General features: G+C 63.4%; 19 protein-coding genes. 11 read left to right on the forward strand and 8 right to left on the reverse strand.

The window, feature by feature from the left end; all coding sequences use genetic code 11:
- The first annotated feature begins 2 nt into the window (after positions 1–2).
- The 9 genes from PF66_RS16055 to PF66_RS16095 are packed head-to-tail and all read left to right on the forward strand — an operon-like array spanning position 3 to position 9,176.
- Positions 3–1,331: an AAA family ATPase gene (locus PF66_RS16055; RefSeq protein WP_054063244.1), complete on the forward strand. Its 1,329-nt coding sequence runs from the start codon at positions 3–5 to the stop codon at positions 1,329–1,331.
- Between the two features lie 15 nt (positions 1,332–1,346).
- Positions 1,347–2,162, forward strand: a complete 816-nt coding sequence (gene cpaB, locus PF66_RS16060; RefSeq protein WP_054063245.1) for a Flp pilus assembly protein CpaB — start codon at positions 1,347–1,349, stop codon at positions 2,160–2,162.
- 59 nt (positions 2,163–2,221) lie between these two features.
- The gene (locus tag PF66_RS16065; RefSeq protein WP_054063246.1) at positions 2,222–3,553 is read left to right on the forward strand and encodes a TadE/TadG family type IV pilus assembly protein; all 1,332 of its coding nucleotides are present in this window, start codon (positions 2,222–2,224) and stop codon (positions 3,551–3,553) included.
- Between the two features lie 8 nt (positions 3,554–3,561).
- Positions 3,562–4,041 (forward strand): TadE/TadG family type IV pilus assembly protein, encoded by a 480-nt coding sequence (locus PF66_RS16070; protein ID WP_054063247.1) that lies wholly within the window; start codon positions 3,562–3,564, stop codon positions 4,039–4,041.
- On the forward strand, positions 4,041–4,535 hold the full coding sequence (locus PF66_RS16075) for a TadE/TadG family type IV pilus assembly protein (RefSeq protein ID WP_054059782.1): 495 nt from the start codon (positions 4,041–4,043) through the stop codon (positions 4,533–4,535). The genes PF66_RS16070 and PF66_RS16075 overlap by 1 nt, the downstream gene beginning before the upstream one ends.
- Positions 4,529–5,749 carry an AAA family ATPase gene (locus PF66_RS16080; protein WP_054063248.1) on the forward strand — a complete coding sequence of 407 codons (1,221 nt, stop codon included), beginning with the start codon at positions 4,529–4,531 and terminating at the stop codon, positions 5,747–5,749. Before PF66_RS16075 ends, PF66_RS16080 begins: the two co-directional genes overlap by 7 nt.
- 3 nt (positions 5,750–5,752) lie before the next feature.
- The gene (locus PF66_RS16085; protein WP_054063249.1) at positions 5,753–7,189 is read left to right on the forward strand and encodes a CpaF family protein; all 1,437 of its coding nucleotides are present in this window, start codon (positions 5,753–5,755) and stop codon (positions 7,187–7,189) included.
- Positions 7,190–7,191: 2 nt separating this feature from the next.
- Positions 7,192–8,178, forward strand: coding sequence for a type II secretion system F family protein (locus tag PF66_RS16090; protein ID WP_054059779.1), 987 nt, complete (start codon positions 7,192–7,194; stop codon positions 8,176–8,178).
- Positions 8,179–8,207: 29 nt separating this feature from the next.
- Positions 8,208–9,176, forward strand: coding sequence for a type II secretion system F family protein (locus tag PF66_RS16095; protein ID WP_054063250.1), 969 nt, complete (start codon positions 8,208–8,210; stop codon positions 9,174–9,176).
- Between the two features lie 34 nt (positions 9,177–9,210).
- On the opposite strand, the gene PF66_RS16100 is transcribed toward PF66_RS16095, so the two are convergent.
- From PF66_RS16100 to PF66_RS16125, 6 genes are all read right to left on the reverse strand, one after another.
- Entirely contained in the window at positions 9,211–9,477 is a 267-nt protein-coding gene (locus PF66_RS16100) for a DUF3613 domain-containing protein (RefSeq protein WP_054059777.1), read from the reverse strand.
- A 15-nt stretch (positions 9,478–9,492) separates the two neighbouring features.
- Positions 9,493–10,200: a tetratricopeptide repeat protein gene (locus tag PF66_RS16105; protein ID WP_054059776.1), complete on the reverse strand. Its 708-nt coding sequence runs from the start codon at positions 10,198–10,200 to the stop codon at positions 9,493–9,495.
- On the reverse strand, positions 10,197–11,438 hold the full coding sequence (locus PF66_RS16110; protein ID WP_054059775.1) for a type II and III secretion system protein family protein: 1,242 nt from the start codon (positions 11,436–11,438) through the stop codon (positions 10,197–10,199). Before PF66_RS16110 ends, PF66_RS16105 begins: the two co-directional genes overlap by 4 nt.
- Before the next feature lie 370 nt (positions 11,439–11,808).
- Positions 11,809–12,513, reverse strand: a complete 705-nt coding sequence (locus PF66_RS16115; RefSeq protein WP_054063251.1) for a hypothetical protein — start codon at positions 12,511–12,513, stop codon at positions 11,809–11,811.
- Between the two features lie 104 nt (positions 12,514–12,617).
- Complete coding sequence (locus tag PF66_RS16120; protein WP_054059773.1) at positions 12,618–12,980, reverse strand: DUF7079 family protein; 363 nt, start codon at positions 12,978–12,980, stop codon at positions 12,618–12,620.
- A gap of 49 nt (positions 12,981–13,029) precedes the next feature.
- A complete protein-coding gene (locus PF66_RS16125) occupies positions 13,030–13,584 on the reverse strand; it encodes an ankyrin repeat domain-containing protein (protein WP_054063252.1) in 555 nt (184 codons plus the stop codon).
- Between the two features lie 199 nt (positions 13,585–13,783).
- On the opposite strand from PF66_RS16125, the gene PF66_RS16130 reads away from it, so the two are divergent.
- The gene (locus PF66_RS16130; protein WP_054063253.1) at positions 13,784–14,284 is read left to right on the forward strand and encodes a GNAT family N-acetyltransferase; all 501 of its coding nucleotides are present in this window, start codon (positions 13,784–13,786) and stop codon (positions 14,282–14,284) included.
- Between the two features lie 124 nt (positions 14,285–14,408).
- Positions 14,409–15,623, forward strand: a complete 1,215-nt coding sequence (locus PF66_RS16135) for an aldose 1-epimerase family protein (RefSeq protein WP_054063254.1) — start codon at positions 14,409–14,411, stop codon at positions 15,621–15,623.
- 61 nt (positions 15,624–15,684) lie between these two features.
- On the opposite strand, the gene PF66_RS16140 is transcribed toward PF66_RS16135, so the two are convergent.
- On the reverse strand, positions 15,685–17,079 hold the full coding sequence (locus tag PF66_RS16140; protein WP_054063255.1) for a sensor histidine kinase: 1,395 nt from the start codon (positions 17,077–17,079) through the stop codon (positions 15,685–15,687).
- Positions 17,057–17,740, reverse strand: a complete 684-nt coding sequence (locus tag PF66_RS16145) for a response regulator transcription factor (RefSeq protein ID WP_054059768.1) — start codon at positions 17,738–17,740, stop codon at positions 17,057–17,059. The genes PF66_RS16140 and PF66_RS16145 overlap by 23 nt, the downstream gene beginning before the upstream one ends.
- Positions 17,741–17,774: the final 34 nt, after the last annotated feature.

The following is a 17,774-nucleotide window of genomic DNA, read 5'->3' on the forward strand; positions in this document are numbered from 1 at the left end:
TCATGCGCATCGTCGAGAGTGACCGTTATCACAGTGAACGAGAGGCGGTGCAGCGGCTCGCCCCCCAACCCTGCACGATCAGCGAGACAGGGCTGACGGATAGCTTTCTCGGTGACCTGGTCTGCAAGCATCTGCATGATGCCGGGGTGCTGGACATGCCGCGGCTGGTCGAACGCCTGGCGCTGACCGGTGCCGTGCTGGAAGAGGTGCTGGCGTTTCTGCGCAAGGATGGCCGCGTCGAGGTGCTGGGCCAGGCGGGCGGGCAAACCGGTGGGCAGTCGCTGCGTTACGGCCTGACCGAACGCGGTCGCAGTTCCGCTCGCGATGCCCTGTCGCGCAGTGGCTACATCGGTGCGGCACCGTTCCCGGTGAGCACCTATCGTTCGCTGCTCAAGCTACAGACCATCCACCATGGCAAGATCGGCGCGCACGACATGCGCATGGCGCTCGATGGCGTGGTGCTCACCGAGCAGATGCTCGATCAGCTGGGGGTGGCGCTCAACTCCGGACGGGCGCTGATGATCTACGGCCCGGCCGGTACCGGCAAGACCTACGTCAGCAGCCGGCTGATCCGGCTGTTCGCCGATCCCATCTGGGTCCCCCAGGCCATTGCGATCAATGAATCGGTGGTGGAGATCTATGACCCGCAGGTGCACCAGCGCCTGGATGACGACGGTCAACTGAACAACCTGCTGCTCAACAAGGGCATCGATCGTCGGCTGCTGCGCTGCAAGCGCCCGCTGGTCATCACCGGTGGCGAGTTGAGCATGGAACAGCTGGATATCCGCTATGACCCCTTTACCCGCCAGTACCAGGCCGCCCTGCAGCTCAAGGCCAGCAATGGCCTGTTCATCATCGACGACATGGGCCGCCAGCGCATGACGCCCGCCGAGCTGTTCAACCGCTGGATCGTGCCGATGGAAGAGAAGCGCGACTTCCTCAACCTCGGTGGCGGACGCCATTGCGAACTGCCGTTCGACCTGATCCTGGTGTTCTCCACCAACCTCAATCCCCTGGAGTTGGCCGACGAGGCTTTCCTGCGGCGGATTGGCTACAAGCTGCAATTCGGTTACCTGAAGCCCGACCAGTACGAGCAGATCTGGCAGCAGGAGTGCGAGCGCCTGGGCATTCGGCATGACCCGATGCTGGTGCGCTACGCACTGCAGAAACTCTACGCCCTCGAAGGCATGCCGCTGGTGCCTTGTCACCCCCGCGACCTGCTGAACATGGCCCTCGATCGCCAGCGTTACCAGGGCGGCGGCGGGCCGCTGTCGCCACAGGAACTGGATTGGGCCTGGCGCAACTACTTCGTCCAACTCGACTTTCTTTGAGTGGGAGATACACAAATGAGCTCTCGTACTGCAACCCTGATTGGTATTTCCCTGGTCATGGGCCTGGGTGCCGCGTGGATGGCCAACTCCTGGTTGAGCGCACGGCTCAATGCCAGCCCGGATGATCACCTGCGAAACGTGGTGGTCTCCACGGTCGAGATTCCGTTCGGACAGATGGTAGAGGCCCAGCAGGTCACGACCGTGCGCATGCCCACGGAGGCGATCCCCGACGACGCCCTGGACACCACTGAAAAGGCGGTGGGCAAGATTGCCACGTTCGACATCCTGCGCGGTGACATCGTGCGCGGCGCCAGGTTGAGCGAGCACCTGGGCGGCAGCACCCTGGCCTCGCTGATCGCACCGGACAAGCGGGCCATTTCGGTTCGGGTGGACGACGTGGTCGGCGTCGGCGGGTTCCTGCTGCCCGGCAATCGGGTCGATGTGCTGGCGACCAAGCACACCGATGGCAACAGCAACAACGCGGTGTCCCGAACCATCCTCGAGAATCTGCGGGTGCTGGCGGTGGACCAGACTGCGGGGACCGACAAGACCCAGCCGGTGGTGGTGCGGGCGGTGACGCTGGAAATGACCGCCGCCGAGGCGGAAAGCCTGGTCACGGCCCAGACCGAGGGCAAGTTGCAGTTGGCCCTGCGCAATCCGCTGACCGTGGACAAGAAACCGGTCGCTGCGCCCGTGGCACCTGTCGGGCCGCCGGTCACCGTCGCCAGCGCCACGCCACCGCCCAAGCCCGTCGTGCATCGCCGCAGCAGTGGCGGCGGCACCATCACCGTGATCCGTGGCATCGAGGCCCGGGTGGTCAACGTGCAGTGAACGAGCGCCCCACGGACCGTGGGGCGACCGATTCGGTAACGGCAAGTGAGGGACTGACGATGTGTCCTCGAATTCAACCACGGCTTGCCCTGACGCCCGGGTGCCAGCGCGGATCGGTGACCGTCCTGATGGTGATCGCCCTGACAGCGATCACCATGCTGGCAGCCCTGGCGCTGGACGGCGGGCACCTGCTGCTGAACAAGACCCGGCTGCAGAATGCGGTGGACGCCGCGGCCCTGAGTGGCGCCAAGACCCTCAGCCAGGTCAGCGGCGGCACCGGCATCGCCGCCACCACGCGGGCTGCCGCACTGAACACGCTGACGCTCAATGCCAATGCCAGCGGCAACACCGAACTGGCGGCGGCTATCGGCGGCAATGTGGGAACCTTCGCGGTGGTGGAACTGGCCAACAGTGTCTACGGACCGTTTTCCTATCCCGGGCCTGCGGATGCCACCTATGTCCGGGTCACGGTACCGAGCTACAGCCTGACCGGCTTTTTCTGGAGCTTCGTCCAGACACTGGGCAGCGCCGGCCTGGGCAACAAGAAGGTGGTGGCGATGGCCACCGCCGGGCCGAGCCCCACCAGCCCCTGTGATCTGGCACCGTTGATGGTGTGCGGTGACCCCAGCCAGTACAACCCCGGCGCGGGCAATTTCTGGGGTTATCGTTTCGGTGACCTGCAGGATCTGAAAACCGGCTCGGGCACCTCATCCGCCATTGGTCCCGGCAACTTCCAACTGCTCGATTTCGGTTCGGGTGGCAGCGCGGTCAGGGAGGACCTGGCCGGCGGCGGCTCGGTCTGCCGCAGCGTCGGGCAGGATGTCACGACTTCGCCGGGCAACAAGGTCGGTCCGACTTCCCAGGGCCTGAATACCCGCTTCGGCGAGTACGCCGGCGGGATGAAGGCTTCGGACTATCCGCCCGACCTGGTGGTCAGCTACAGCACGCCGATGATCACCAACAATTCGGGCACCCTGCAGTACAACGGCCAGACCGTCACCTCGAGCAACGGCTCGCTCACCGCGGGCGGCCAGGCACTGCTGGACTACAACGACTGGCGGGCGAGCACGGCGGCCTGTGTCGCCGGTTCCGGCAGCGGCTGCCAGAGCGGCGGGGTCTTCGAACGGCGGATGCTCAAGGTGGTGATTGGCGACTGCACCGGGAAAAACAACGGTGCCACCTCGATCCCGGTGCTGGGCTTTGGTTGCTATTTCGTCGTGCAGCCGGCCGGTGGCAGCGGGAGCACGTCGGAGATCTTCGGCCAGTTCGTGAGCGAGTGCGAAGGGGACAACGTACCGGGTCCCAATCCTTCGGCGGACAGCGGCCCGCTGATCATTCAGTTGTACAAGACCTATATCAATGGCAGCGGCACCCCGAGCAACGACTCGTAGGAGGCGTCATGGGACTTCATGCGTTCCGACAGCCCAGGCACCAGCAGGGCCTGGCCCTGATCGAGTTCACCCTGGTTCTGCCGCTGTTGCTGCTGTTGTTGCTGGCGCTGGGTGAATTCGGCCGGATGCTGTTCCAGTACAACACCCTGTTGCAGGCCAGCCGCGATGCCGGTCGTTACGTCGCCGGCCAGGCCTGGAACCCGACGCTGGGCACCGTCGTACTGAGCAGCTCGCTGCAGACCCAGACGCAGAACGTCGCCGTCTACGGTGTGCCGACCAATACCGGCAGTGCCGTGGTGTCGGGGCTGACCACCGCCAACGTGACCGTCAGTGCGCTGGGCAGCAACCATGTGCAGGTCACCATCAACTACACCTTCTGTCCGGTGATCGGTGGTGGTGCCTGCAGCGGCTCGCTCAGCGGGTTCTTCCCGACGCCGATTGCACTGAGCATTCCGCTGGTCGCAACCACTGTGATGAGGGTGCTGTGATGAATCGCAAACAGATGCGTGGGCTCTACACGGTGGAATTCGCCATTGTCGGCCTGCTGGTGTTCATCGTGTTGTTCGGCGTGCTGGAAATGGGCCGCCTGTACTTCACGGTCAATAGCCTCGATGAGTCGGTAAGGCGGGGTGCGCGCCTGGCGGCGGTGTGCAATATCAGCGACCCGGCCGTGCTGCAGCGGGCGATCTTCAATGCCGCGGGCAACACCGGCCCGAGCCCGCTGATCAGCAACCTGAACACCACGAACCTGGTGCTGAGCTACCTGGACGCCAGCGGCGCGGTAGTGGCCAATCCCAACGATACCACCAGCCCCACGGGATTCCGGGCCATTCGTTATGTCCAGGTGAGCCTGTCGGGCTACGTGTTCAACCTGTTCATTCCCGGCCTTGGCGTGGCCATCACCTTGCCCACCTTCAGGGCGATCCTGCCACGCGAAGCCCTTGGACATCACTCCGAATCGGGGGAGGTCACGCCATGCTGAACATCAAGGAAACCCCGTTGAACCTGGCGACCGGCAAGTCCGGGCTGCGCTTGCTGATCAGTAGCCGCGATGCCACGGCGTTGCGGGATCTGCAAGGCGTCTGCCAGCGCATACCCAGCCTGGAGGTGAGCACTCGCCTGGTGAGCAATGGGCATGTCGACCCGCTCTACGGCCTGGAGCGGATGCCCGACCTGCTGTTGTTGCGCGTCAGCCACCTGTGGCGCGAGGAACTGGCGGCACTGCTCCAGCGCCCCGTCCATGAACGCCCGCCGCTGTTGGTGTGCGGGTTGTTGAACGAGCAGGAGGCCATGCGCCTGGCGATGCAGGCCGGGGCCCGCGATGTGCTGCCGGAGCCGATCGCCGAGATGGAACTGGTCGCCGCCCTGAACCGTCTGGTGGCGGAGGCCCGCGCCAGCAGCGGGGCACAAGGCAAGCTGATCGCCGTGATGAGCGCCAAGGGCGGCTCCGGCGGAACCCTGCTGGCCTGCAACCTGGCCCATCAACTGAGCCTCAAGGACAGCAGCACCCTGTTGCTGGACATGGACCTGCAATTCGGCAGCGTGGCGCATTACCTGGAGGTGGCGCAGTCGCACAATCACCTGGAGGTGCTGCAGCAGGTCGACGGCATGGACAGCGTAGCCTTGCGCGGGTTCTGCAGCCATTTCAGTCCGACCCTGCACGTCCTGGGCGGTCGGCCCGGCGAGCTGTGCCTGGCCCAGGACGCCCAGCCGGAACAACTCGATACCTTGCTGCAACTGGCCCGTGCCAGCTACGACTGGGTGGTGGTTGACCTGCCGCGGCAGATCGACCACCTCACCGGGTCCGTGCTGGAGCAGGCGGACCGGGTGTACGTGGTGGTGCAACAGAGCGTCTGCCACCTGCGCGATGCCAGCTCCCTGATGCGGATTCTTCGCGAAGACCTGGGGGTGCGTGGCGACCAGTTGCAGGTGGTGGTCAATCGCTATGACAAGGCGGCGCCCGTCAGCCTCAAGGACATCGGCGAAGCCTTGCGCAGCGTGAACCTGGTGAAACTGCCCAACGACTTCGGCCTGGTCAACCAGAGCCAGAACTCTGGCGTGCCGTTGGGGCTGCAGGCACCGCGGGCGCCGATTACCGTCGCGATGCGCGAGATGACCGGGCAGTTGTACGGCAACCCGCTGGCCGGGAACAACGGCCTGTTCAAACGCGCCTTCAACCGTATCTTCAGGGGGTGAGCCATGATCAGCGAATTTCGTAACCGCTTGCGCAAACAGAACGGCAAGCCCCTCGTGGCGCTGGCCGCCCAGCAGGGCGATGAGCCGCCGGTGCCCGCCGCGGAGCTGATGGCCTGGGAGCGCACGGCGCCGGAGATCCCCTACGAGACCCGTAGCCAGGTTACCCCGGTGGAGGCCGAATGGCGGGAGCGGATTTACCAGCAATTGCTCAAGGTCATGGACCTGTCGCTGCTCGACGCGCTGGAGCAGGCCGAAGCCGCGCGGCAGATCCGCGATATCTGCCAGCGTCTGCTGGATGAACATTCGGCGCCGGTCAGTTCGGTCAGTCGCCAGTTGATCATCAAGCAGATCACCGACGAGGTGCTCGGTCTTGGCCCGCTGGAGCCGCTGCTGGCGGACCACAGCGTGTCCGATATCCTGGTCAATGGCCATGCCTCGGTGTATGTCGAGCGTTTCGGCAAACTGCAGAAGACCGATGTGCGCTTTCGCGACGATCAGCATCTGCTGAACATCATCGATCGTATCGTGTCCAGCCTCGGGCGGCGTATCGACGAGTCCTCGCCCCTGGTCGATGCCCGGCTCAAGGATGGCTCGCGGGTCAACGCGATCATCCCGCCGCTGGCCATCGACGGGCCGAGCATGTCGATCCGTCGCTTTGCCGTGGACCTGCTCAACACCGACAGCCTGATCCAGGTGGGAACCCTGACCCCGGCCATCGCGCTGCTGCTCAAGGCGATCGTGCGCGGTCGCCTGAACGTCCTGATTTCCGGCGGTACCGGCAGCGGCAAGACGACCCTGCTCAACGTGCTGTCCAGCTACATCCCGCTGAACGAGCGGATCGTCACCATCGAGGACTCGGCCGAACTGCAACTTCAGCAGCCCCATGTGGTACGCCTGGAAACCCGCCCCTCCAACATCGAGGGGCGGGGCGAGGTGAGCCAGCGTGAGCTGGTGCGCAACAGCCTGCGGATGCGCCCGGACCGTATCGTCATCGGCGAAGTCCGAGGCGTCGAGGCGCTGGACATGCTCACGGCCATGAACACCGGCCACGACGGTTCCCTGACCACCATCCATGCCAACACCGCGCGCGATGCGCTGGGGCGCGTCGAGAACATGGTGTCGATGACCGGTGCCACCTTCCCGATCAAGGCCATGCGCCAGCAGATCGCCTCGGCCATCGATGTGGTGATCCAGCTCGAGCGCCAGGAGGACGGCAAGCGCCGCCTGGTCAGCGTGCAGGAGATCAACGGCATGGAGGGCGAGATCATCACCATGAGCGAGATCTTCTCGTTTGCCCGCAGTGGCGTGGGTGAAAACGGCGAAGTGCAGGGCGATTATCGCCCCAGCGGGATGATCCCGGCCTTTCGCGAGGTACTGGCCAAGCGCGGTATCGAGTTGCCACTCTCGCTGTTCCGCCCCGAGTGGATGGAGGGACGCTAGTCATGAACCACATCTCCGGCGAATTCATTCTGATCTTCCTGGGCATGGTGTTCATCGCCGCCTTCCTGCTGGCCCAGAGCGTGGTGGTACCGGTGTTCGGCGAGGCGAGCAGGATGCGCAAGCGCATTCGCGGTCGCCTGCATGTGCTGGAGAAGGCCAACAACCTGCCGAACATGCAGACCGTGCTGCGGCAGAAATACCTGACGCGCCTGTCGCCCCTGGAGGCCGCGCTCGAACAACTGCCGTTCATGGCGGACCTGACGCAACTGATCGAGCAGTCCGGGCATGAATACCGCGCCTATCGGGTGCTGTTGCTCGGAGTCGCCATGGGCGCAGCGGCCGGGGCCCTGGCGCTGATGATGGGCGCCTCCGGGTGGGTGGCGCTGCTGGCGGCCCTGATGGTCGCCTGGTTGCCGCTGCTGAAAATCTTCAGGGACCGCAACCGGCGATTTGCCGACTTCGAGGTGGGCCTGCCCGATGCCCTGGATGCCATGTGCCGCGCGTTGCGCGCCGGGCACCCGTTCAACGACACCCTGCGGCTGGTCTCCGAGGACCAGAAGGGGCCGGTGGCCCATGAGTTCGGCCTGACCTTCGCCGATATCAACTATGGCAATGACGTGCGCCGGGCCATGCTCGGCCTGTTGGAGCGCATGCCGAGCATGACGGTGATGATGCTGGTGACGTCGATCCTCATCCATCGCGAGACCGGCGGCAACCTGACCGAGGTGCTGGAGCGCCTGAGCCGGCTGATCCGCGGACGCTTCCGCTTTCAGCGCAAGATCAAGACCCTGTCGGCCGAAGGGCGCATGTCGGCCTGGGTGCTGGTTTCCATTCCCTTCGTGCTGGCGGCGGTGATCCTGGTCACCACCCCCAGCTACCTGCCGGTGCTGATCAATGATCCGGTCGGCCACAAGATGATCATCGGCGCCTTCTGCGCCATGTTGGTCGGGATTTTCTGGATACGCAAAATCATCCGCATTCAGGTTTAGGCGGTTTTCACCCTGTGGAGGGGCGAGTCATGGACTATCTGCTCGGGTTGTTCAGTCGGGTGACGGAGAATGAGGCGCTGGCTCGCCTGTTGTTCGTCAGCGCGATCGGTTTGAGCACGGTGCTGGCGGTGGTCACCGTCATCCTGTTGCTGATGGGGCTGCAGGATCCGATGCAGCGTCGCCTGGCATCGATCAAGCGCGGACATATCGGCGGCACGGTGGGAGCAGAGGTGCCGGGTGGCCTGCAGGTGCTGCTGGAGCGGGTGGGGCAGCAGTTCGGTTCGACCGAGACGGCGCAGACGTCCGCCACCCAACTGCTGTTGATCCACGCCGGGTATCGCTCGTCTTCAGCGGTGCAGGTGTACTGGGCGGTGCGCTTGCTGCTGCCCTTGCTGCTGCTGGGGCTCGGGGTGCTGGTGTTGCCGCTGGTGCCCAGGCTTTCCCTGGCCCTTGGTTTGCTGTTGCTGACCCTGGTGGCGGGTGTCGCCTGGCTGCTGCCGGCATTGTACGTCGGCAAGCGCAAGCAACGGCGGCAACGGCGTTTGCGGGCGGCCTTTCCCGATGCGCTGGACCTGATGGTGGTCTGCGTGGAGTCGGGGCTGGCCCTGCCGACGACCATCGAGCGGGTGGCCGAGGAAATGGCGGTCAGCCAGGTCGAGCTGGCCGAGGAACTGGCGCTGGTCAATGCGCAGATCCGTGCCGGGGTCAGCAACACCGAGGCGCTCAAGCAACTGGCGGTGCGTACCGGGCTGGAGGATGTGCAGGGGTTGGTCAGTCTGCTGGCGCAGAGCATTCGTTTCGGTACCAGCGTGGCCGAAACCCTGCGCATCTATGCCGACGAGTTCCGTGACCGGCGTACCCAGGCGGCCGAGGAGGCAGGCGCGAAAATCGGTACCAAGCTGATCTTCCCGCTGATTTTCTGCCTGTGGCCGAGCTTCTTCCTGATTGCGATCGGCCCGGCCATGATCGGGGTGTTCCAGGCCTTCGGCAGTCCATGATCGCCGAACGCCGATCCATGACACCGGCGCTGGCTCATTTGCCGCTGACGCTGCCCGATTCCTTCTGCTGGTAACGCTCGGGGATGGGATAGTTGAAACTGTTGAGCCAGCGTTGCATGGCCAGGTCGCGTTCGGCGGCCGAGGCGGTCTGCAGTTGAGGAGAGGCCACCACACCGCGAATCTGCAGTTGCAGCCAGCGTTCAGTGTCCTGCTGCTGCTCTGACGAGGGGCCCGGGTCAATCGCCCAGGCGCTCGTGGACAGGCAGGCCAGGGACACCATCAACAACCTCTTGGTATTCATCTCGACTCCTCGTCTCTACTTGATCGCACTGCCGGGAGCGGCATCGGCGCCCGGGCGCGCGCCCTCGACAGCCGCTACGTTCCGAGCCTGGGCCTTGAGTTTCGCCGCCCGGGATTGCGCCTCGGTGACCTGTTTCGGGCTCAGGTTGGAACGGCTCGCCAGCTCCGCGGCCTGCTTCCAGTTATCCTGATAGATCAACAGTGTCACCAGGTTGAAGGCGGCCAGCGAGTCTGACTGCTTGAGCTCCAGGGCGGTCAGAAACTCGAAGCGTGCATCGTTGATCCGCCGTTGGTTGAGGTAGACGACCCCCAGGTCATTGCGGATCTTTTCATCGGTGGGCGCCATCCTCGCGGCCCGTTCAAGATGGTCCAGGGCAGTGGCATTATCGTTTCGGGCCGCCGCCAACTGACCCAGGCCATGCTCGCCTTCGGCCGCCAGGCAAGTGCCGAGCAGCCCCTTGTACAAGGGTTCGGCGTCGCTGCGGCCGAGCATGCGCAGTATGCGAGCCTTGCGCAGGCGAACCTGGACCAGGTCGTCGGGCAGGCCTTCCAGGTTCGCCAGGCTGGCATACAGGCGGCCATCGTTGATCATTTCGTCGGCCAGGTTCAGGGTCAACTGCTGATCCGAAGGGGGAGGCGTGCAGCTGGCCGGTCGGGAAGACAGGGTATTGCTGGCACAGCCCGTGAGCAGCACCGTTGCCGCCAGCGCCATCACCGTTTTCATTGCGAAAGCCCCATGCGATTGTCGAAGTCGCCGCTTTCGAGGAAGTACATGCGGTAGAAGTTCGGGTCGTAATTGCGCAGTTGCTCGCCAGGCAGCGAGGGCAGCTTGGCGTTGGCCGCCAGCGGTTGAACCAGGTGCGGCGTGACGATCATCAGCAGTTCGCGTTCGTCACGGTTGAGCGTGTTGTTGCGGAAGAATGCGCCAAGCACGGGAATGTCGCCCAGCCCCGGAAACTTGTTCACCTGGGCGGTGTTGCGGCTGCTGATCAGGCCGCTGACGACGAAGCTTTCGCCATCGGCCAGGGAAATGCTGGTGTCGGTACGGCGCACGGTCAGCGCCGGGACCACGATACCGGAGATCTGCACGCCATTGGAGTAGTCCAGCTCGCTGACTTCGGGGGCGACTTTCAGGGTAATGCGACCGCTGCCGATGATGGTCGGGGTCAGGGTCAGGCGGACACCGAATTCCTTGTACTCGATGGAGATGGTATCGCTGCCCGAACTGGGTACCGGAATCGGCACTTCACCCCCGGCCAGGAAGCTCGCACTCTGGCCGCTGAGGGCCACCAGGCTCGGGCGTGCGAGGGTATAGGCGAAACCGCTGCCCTCCAGGGAGTTGATCAGCCCCAGCACATTGCCGCCGCCAATGCCGATATTGAACGAGTCGTTGTTGAGGGGGATGTTGGGCGCCAGGCGGCCAATCTGGCCGGGCGTCACCGTCACGCCGGGCACCGTGCCCGGCGAACCGAACAGGAAATTGCCGCTCTTGCCGAAGATCGAGGTACTGGCCTCCTTGAGTTTGCTGCGGCTGACTTCGACGAAGCGAATATCGGTCTGCACCTGGCTCGGCAGCAGCGGGTCTTCGGAAGGGACCGTCGAGACGCTGGTCAGCGCCGCGGTGGCCTTGCCCTTGACGAACACCATGCTTTGGCGTGGCGTCGGCGAGCAGGCGGTCCAGACCATCAGGCTGGTGGCGCCTGGAGCCATGCCGGTGAGAATGAAGGCACTGCCGCCGCTGGTTTGTACATCGGCGATCTTCGGGTCGCCCACGGCCAGTTGCGTAATGGGCACCGGCATCCGCAGTTCATCCTGAAGCCCCTGGCCCACCTCGAACACGGTGGGCAAACTGGCCAGTTGCGAACAGTTTCCCGCCGCGGCCTGGGCCGCTTCCATCCCAAGGCCCATCCATAACAGGCCTTGAACAATTGTCCTGAAAGCAGGCACGGTACGATAAATCATGATAGGTACACCCTCGCCGAACAGGCCGTCCGTGGGCTGACTGGGTTACCCCAGAACTGCCCCCCCACACTAACCACCAATGACGCCAGCAATATCCTCGATACCGCGCACGATCAGGGGAACAGGTCTGACTGATTCGCCGACTGATCGTTGAAAACAACTTGGGGTGATACAAGCCGGAATGGCTCGGTCCTTGTGTGAAAAGGTAGTTCAATCAAAGCAAAGCGCCATGATCGAAAGGAAAAACTTTCACTGCGCGAGGAGGGTGGTTGGCCCATTGATCCGGGACAGATCAGGGGCCTTGGCTACTTCGAGAGGAACTTGGGAGCGAACTTATGTGAACTTTGCCCTATAAGTCCGCCCTGACCCGTTACTTGGCTGCCGTATCTTGCGACTGGTTGTTGGCGTGATACAGCGCCAGGTGATTGGAAATGCACATGTCATAGGCCTCGACCAGAAACAGATGAGGCTTGGAGGCGATCGGTGGAACCAGGCAGCGGGTGGTGACGCGTTTGCCCAGTATTTCCGTATCGATATAGATGAGATTCACCGGAGACTTTTTCGGGTTTTCCTCTGCACTGAAGTACGCCCGGGTGTATTCCTCCTTGCCTTCGGTCTTGTCCAGCGATTGACTGTCGATCCGGGTGGTCAGGACGTCTCCGACCGGAAAGCTCTTGTCCGCCATCAGCGCTACGCCGATCGGGCCGGTGAAGCCGGCCAGCAGCGCGTTCTTGCGCAGTTGCGATTGCAGGTTGGCATAGGTGACGAAGTGCAGCACCTTGATCGATGGCTGACTGCCCAGTTCCGGCAGCGTTTCATAAGCTCGGTGGGCCAGCAGCCGCGGGCCTGTGGGTTTGGTCGCGGTGTCCGCTACACGATAGATGGCATAGGCATCACTGGTGATCAGCAGACTGAAAATCTCTTTTTCGCTCTCACTGTGGGGGCGCAGGTCCTGGATGGCGATCTTGTCCGACTGCTCCAGCCCCGGAAACTCCGGTGGCGGCACGGGTGGCTGGCTGGCGCAGCCGGCAAGGACCAGCAGGCTGGTGGCAAGAAGGGTTTTCAACGGGTGCATGGAACGTCCTGTTGTCATGGAAGAGAAGGGCTTCGGGTTGGCTTCGAATCCATCTGCCGGGTGAGCGAATAGATAGTGGCTAATAGCCATTCCATGATACGCGGCTATTGCCCGGCAACGGTATCGGTTTTGCCGAGTGCCCGGATGATATTCTGCCAACACTTCCCGATTTCCCTGGCAACCAAGCCACGCGGGTGCCTGGACTGCGGCTCGTCGACCACCCTGAGATTTTCCACAAGCCAGGCATCCGACCAGCCGGCCCATTCCCCGGCGACACACTTGAGGTTCGCCTGCAGAACCGGGAAAACCTCGTTCCACAAGATGCGCTGGACCTCTTCCTGCGAATAGCCGGACTCCCGGATGGCTCGTGCAATGGCGTCGTAGGTCAGCGGGTCGATCTCGGTATCGAGAAACAGCGACGAGAGGGCTTGCCAGATTTTCAGACGGTTCGTGTCAACGGACCTCATGGATGACGCTCCTTCAGCGGATGCCAAGGCAGACGTTGGCGTACATAGCCTAGGCGGTGGGTAGAGCCGATTCGCCGTCCATCCCGCAAGGCGGATCATAAGTACCGTGCCAGCCCACCAGGGTGCGTTCGAACGAGTCCGCAAAGTACCTGGCGCCCTTGGCAATCCTGACCACGCCGCCGGCATAGGCCACCAGCATGGCTTCTTGCGCACGACGCTCCGTGGCTTCGCTCCACGCGCTGCTGCTGGGCAGCAGGTCCGGATCATTGGGGCTGACCCAATGGACCTTGCTGACTTGCGCCGCCCGCCGCAAAAGCTCGGCCAGCCTGGAGTGCCCCTGATCCCGGGCGATATCCGCCGCCGTCTGCTCCTTGCCGGTCATGCTGTCTAGCGAGGCACCGGCACGAATCAATGCCCGGCAGGCGGCTTCATGACCGAAGTAGGCGGCCTGGTGCAGAAAGGTCCAACCGGAAGAGGCTTTTTGATAATGGCAGCAGCGCCGTGCAATCTGCGGCCACTCGCTCCACTCTGACAGCAGTGGATCCCACTTGCCATGCTTGGCCTGCTCGTAGGCCTGTTCCACGAGATTGTGCAGTGCGCTCATTTCGTTCTGTTCATGAGGGGGGAGTCGCTATACCGTGGCCACCTGCGCAGGAAAACGAAGGCCTGGACAGGGGCTAGGCGCACCTTCACGTCGCAGGCCCATCATTTCTCGCGTTCGACACACTGAATAAAATCCAACGGCTGTGTCTGCAAACAGTAACAAGAAATCGGAACATTGCGCATCAGGGAGAGGGAGATCAATGAGTTCATTCAGAGTGCGCAGGCTGGAAGGCACCGATACCCAGGCCTTGCTGGCATTCGAAACCCATAATCGTGAATGGTTCGAATCACGCATCGATGCACGCGATCCAGCCTTCTACTCATTGCAGGGCGTCACCGTGCATATCGAGGACTATCTGTCCGGTTTTGCCAAGGGCAACTGGCATCCGTTCGTTTTGGAGAACCCCAGCGGCAGGATCGTCGGCCGGGCCAATCTGAAAGATATCGACTCGTCCAAAGGCATCGCTGAAGTCGGTTACCGGGTCGCTCGGGACGTTTGCGGGCAGGGGCTTGCCACACTGGCCTTGAGGCATCTGATTCAGCAGGCCCGGCAACACTGGAAGCTCAAGCAATTGGTGGCGTATGTCTACAAGAACAATATCGGCTCAGCCAAGGTGCTGTATCGTTGCGGATTCCGGATCGAGCAGGCGCCGCAGGAAGAAGTAGGGGATGATCGGCATCGATGGGTGCTGTCGATCTAGCTCGGGAAGGCCTGTCCAGAGCAGGCCAGCTGGGTTGGCCTGTCGGAGTGTCTGTCCCTTGTTTGACTTGCTGAATCGTTTCACTAGGTTTATAAAAGTCGAACAATTCCAATAAGGACCGCCCATGAACACCCTCCGACTGATTTTCGGCGTTACCGCTCTGACCACCGCTTCCCACGCCCTGGCCTGGGACTATGTGCTGCTCGACAGCGACACCCCTGCGCAGAACCGCCAGATCACCAGCCAGCAACTGGGGATCAAGACCGCCAAGCCGTTCTCCATAACCCTGCGCACCTTGCACGGCGGCCGCCAGGAAGGGGTCAGCATTGTCGACATCGACAACGGTACGATGAAGCTCTCGGTGGTCCCGACCCGGGGCATGAACGTTCTGCACGCCTCCGTGGGCAATGTGCGCATGGGCTGGGATTCTCCGGTCAAGGAGGTGGTCAACCCGGCCTTCATCGAACTCAACGGCCGTGGCGGCCTGGGCTGGCTGGAGGGGTTCAACGAACTGGTGGTGCGTTGCGGCTATGAGTGGGTCGGTCACCCGGGGCTGGACAACGGCGAATTGCTCACCTTGCACGGCCGGGCGGCGAATATTCCGGCCAACAGGGTCACCCTGCATATCGATGAACAACCGCCTTACGCCATTCGCCTGCAGGGCGAATTGAAGGAGCAGGCGTTCAAGAAAGTCGACTTCTCCGTGGTCACCGAACTGTCGACGTTGCCCGGTAGCGTGAGCTTTGCGCTCAATGACACGCTGACCAACAACGGCGACTATCCGAAGGAATACCAGGCGCTGTACCACAACAACTTCAGCACGCCGTTCCTGGAGCAGGGCGCGCGTTTCGTTGCGCCGGTGAAGCAGGTTTCACCGTTCAACGACAAGGCCAAGGGCGACCTGCCGGACTGGCAGACCTACCGCGCGCCAACCCGGGACTACGACGAGACGGTCTACAACGTCGTGCCCTACGCCGATGCCAAGGGCGATACCCTGGCGGTATTGCACAACAAGGCCGCAAACCTCGGGGTGTCGGTCGGCTTCAACACACAACAGTTGCCGGTGTTCTCCCTGTGGAAGAACACCGACACCCAGGGCCAGGGCTACGTGACCGGGCTGGAGCCAGGTACCAGCTTCTCCTATAACCGTCGCTACCAGCGTCCGCTGGGGTTGGTGCCGACCATCGGTGCCGGGCAGAAGCGGCAGTTCCAGATCAGCTATAGCCTGCTGGCGGACAAGGCGGCCGTGGATCAGGCGGTGCAGCGGGTGACCCAGATCCAGGATGGGCGCAAGACGGAAGTGCGCGGTACGCCCCTGGTGGACCTGAGCAAGGAATGATCCATCCTTCACTCGCACAACCGCAAAGGGCATTCGCGATCCGTCGCGCCGTCTGCGTCGGCTAGTCGACGGCGATCAGGTTGTCCCGGCACTCCAGAATCAGCCGGGCGCCTGTTCGCTCGCCGGTGCCGATCTTCAGGTTGAAGCCATGCAGGCTGATGATCGCCGCGACGATCGACAGGCCCAGGCCGAAGCCGCTGTGCTGGTTGCCGTCATCGCAGCGGTAGAAACGCTGGAACACCGCATCGCGCTCCGAGGGTGGAATGCCCGGGCCGGTGTCGATCACCTCGATCCGTGTGCTGCCCTGGTCGCTGGCCGCCAGCAGCACTACTTCACCGCCCGGCGGGGTGAACTTGATCGAGTTGCTCAGCAGGTTCGCCAGGGCCTCGAAGAGCAGGGCGCGGTCGCCGGTGATGTGCGGCAACACTTGCGGCAACTCCAGGCGCAGGCTGATTTGCGCTTCTTCGGCCAGGGGCAGGTAGAAGTCATGCAACTCGCGCAGCAGCGGTAGTGGGTCGAGCACCACGAAGCCGGAACGGCGTTGGTGGTCTTCCAGCTCGGAGATCCGCAACAGCCCCTTGAAGCGCGCCATCAGGGTGTCGGTCTCGGCAATCACGCCGTCCAGTTGCAGGGCCTCGGGAGAGTCGTGCGGGGCCTGCTGCTGGATGCGGTAGAGCTGCGCGCGCAGGCGGGTCAGCGGGGTGCGCAGGTCGTGGGCGATGTTGTCGCAGACGCCCTTGACCTCGTTCATCAGCCGCTCGATGCGGTCGAGCATGGCGTTGACGATGGCCGCCAGCATGTCCAGCTCGTCGCGGCGGTTGGACAGTGGCAGGCGGTGGCCGAGGTCGCCGGCGACGATCGCTTCGGCGCTGGCCTGGATCGCCCGGATACGGCGGATCGGCCGACGCCGCAGCAGATGCCAGCCGGCAATGCCGGGCAGAATGGTCAGCGACACCGCCCAGAACAGCGCATGGAGGATGATCCGCGTCACGCCGAACAGCGAGCCGTTGTCACGCACCAGCAGCAGCCAGCTGCCGTCATGGGTCTGGGTGGCGACGGCGTCGCAACTGTCCTGGGGCAGGTTGGGGTCGTCGGAATCGATGCAGTTGGTCAGTTCGTGGATGTGGCCGTCCATGATCAGGTCCGGCGGCATTTGCTTGATCGGCCCGCTGAGGTGCATTTTCTGTTCGTTGAACAGGCCGTAGGCGTCGACCCCGCGCATGTCGAAAGTCATGCTGGTGGTCAGCGCGTCCAGCAACTGCTGGCCCTGGAAGCGCGAGAACAGGTGCTGGCGCTGCATCAGCGAGTGGCGCGCCAGCGTGTCGAGGTAGCCGGAGACTTCGTAGTAGAGCACGCCCATCAGGCTGCAGCTCCAGGCCACGAAGAGGAAACTGTAAAGCGCCAGCAGGCGGCTGGCGGACGAGCGCCAGCCCTTAGAGGGGTTCGGCAATGACATAACCGGAGCCTCGTACCGTGCGGATCAGCGGTGGCAGGCCGGGACTGTCGATTTTCTTGCGCAGGCGGCCGATGTGTACATCGATCAGGTTGGTGCCCGGGTCGAAGTGATAACCCCAGACTTCCTCGAAAATCATCATCCGCGAGAGGATCTGCCCGGTGTTGCGCATCAGGAACTCCAGCAGCTTGTATTCGGTGGGCAGCAGGCTGAGCAGTTGGTCGGCGCGGGTGGCTTCGCGGCTGATCAGGTTCAGTTCCAGGTCGGCGACCCGCAGCGAGGTCTCGAACTCCCGGGCCGGGCTCTTGCGCCGCAGCAGTACCTCGACCCGGGCGGCCATCTCGTCGGAGGCGAAGGGCTTGGTCAGGTAGTCGTCGCCGCCGGCGCGCAGGCCACGCACGCGCTCGTCGACATCGGAGAGGGCGCTGATCATCAGGATCGGCGTGGCGACACCAATGGTCCGCAAGGTGGTGACGATGGCCAGGCCATCGAGTTCCGGCAGCATGCGATCGAGGGTGATCAGGTCGTAGTCGCCGCTCACGGCGCGTACCAGGCCTTCACGGCCATTGTCCACCCAGTCCACTTCAAGCCCATGGCTGCTCAGTTCAGCCACGATTTCCTTGGCGGTTACAGCATCATCTTCGATGGTCAGGATGCGGGTCATTGCGGTTGCCTCGTACGGACCTTCACAACAGGCG

Origin of the sequence: Pseudomonas asplenii (assembly GCF_001293465.1) — a bacterium.
Classification (GTDB): Bacteria; Pseudomonadota; Gammaproteobacteria; order Pseudomonadales; family Pseudomonadaceae; genus Aquipseudomonas; species Aquipseudomonas fuscovaginae_B.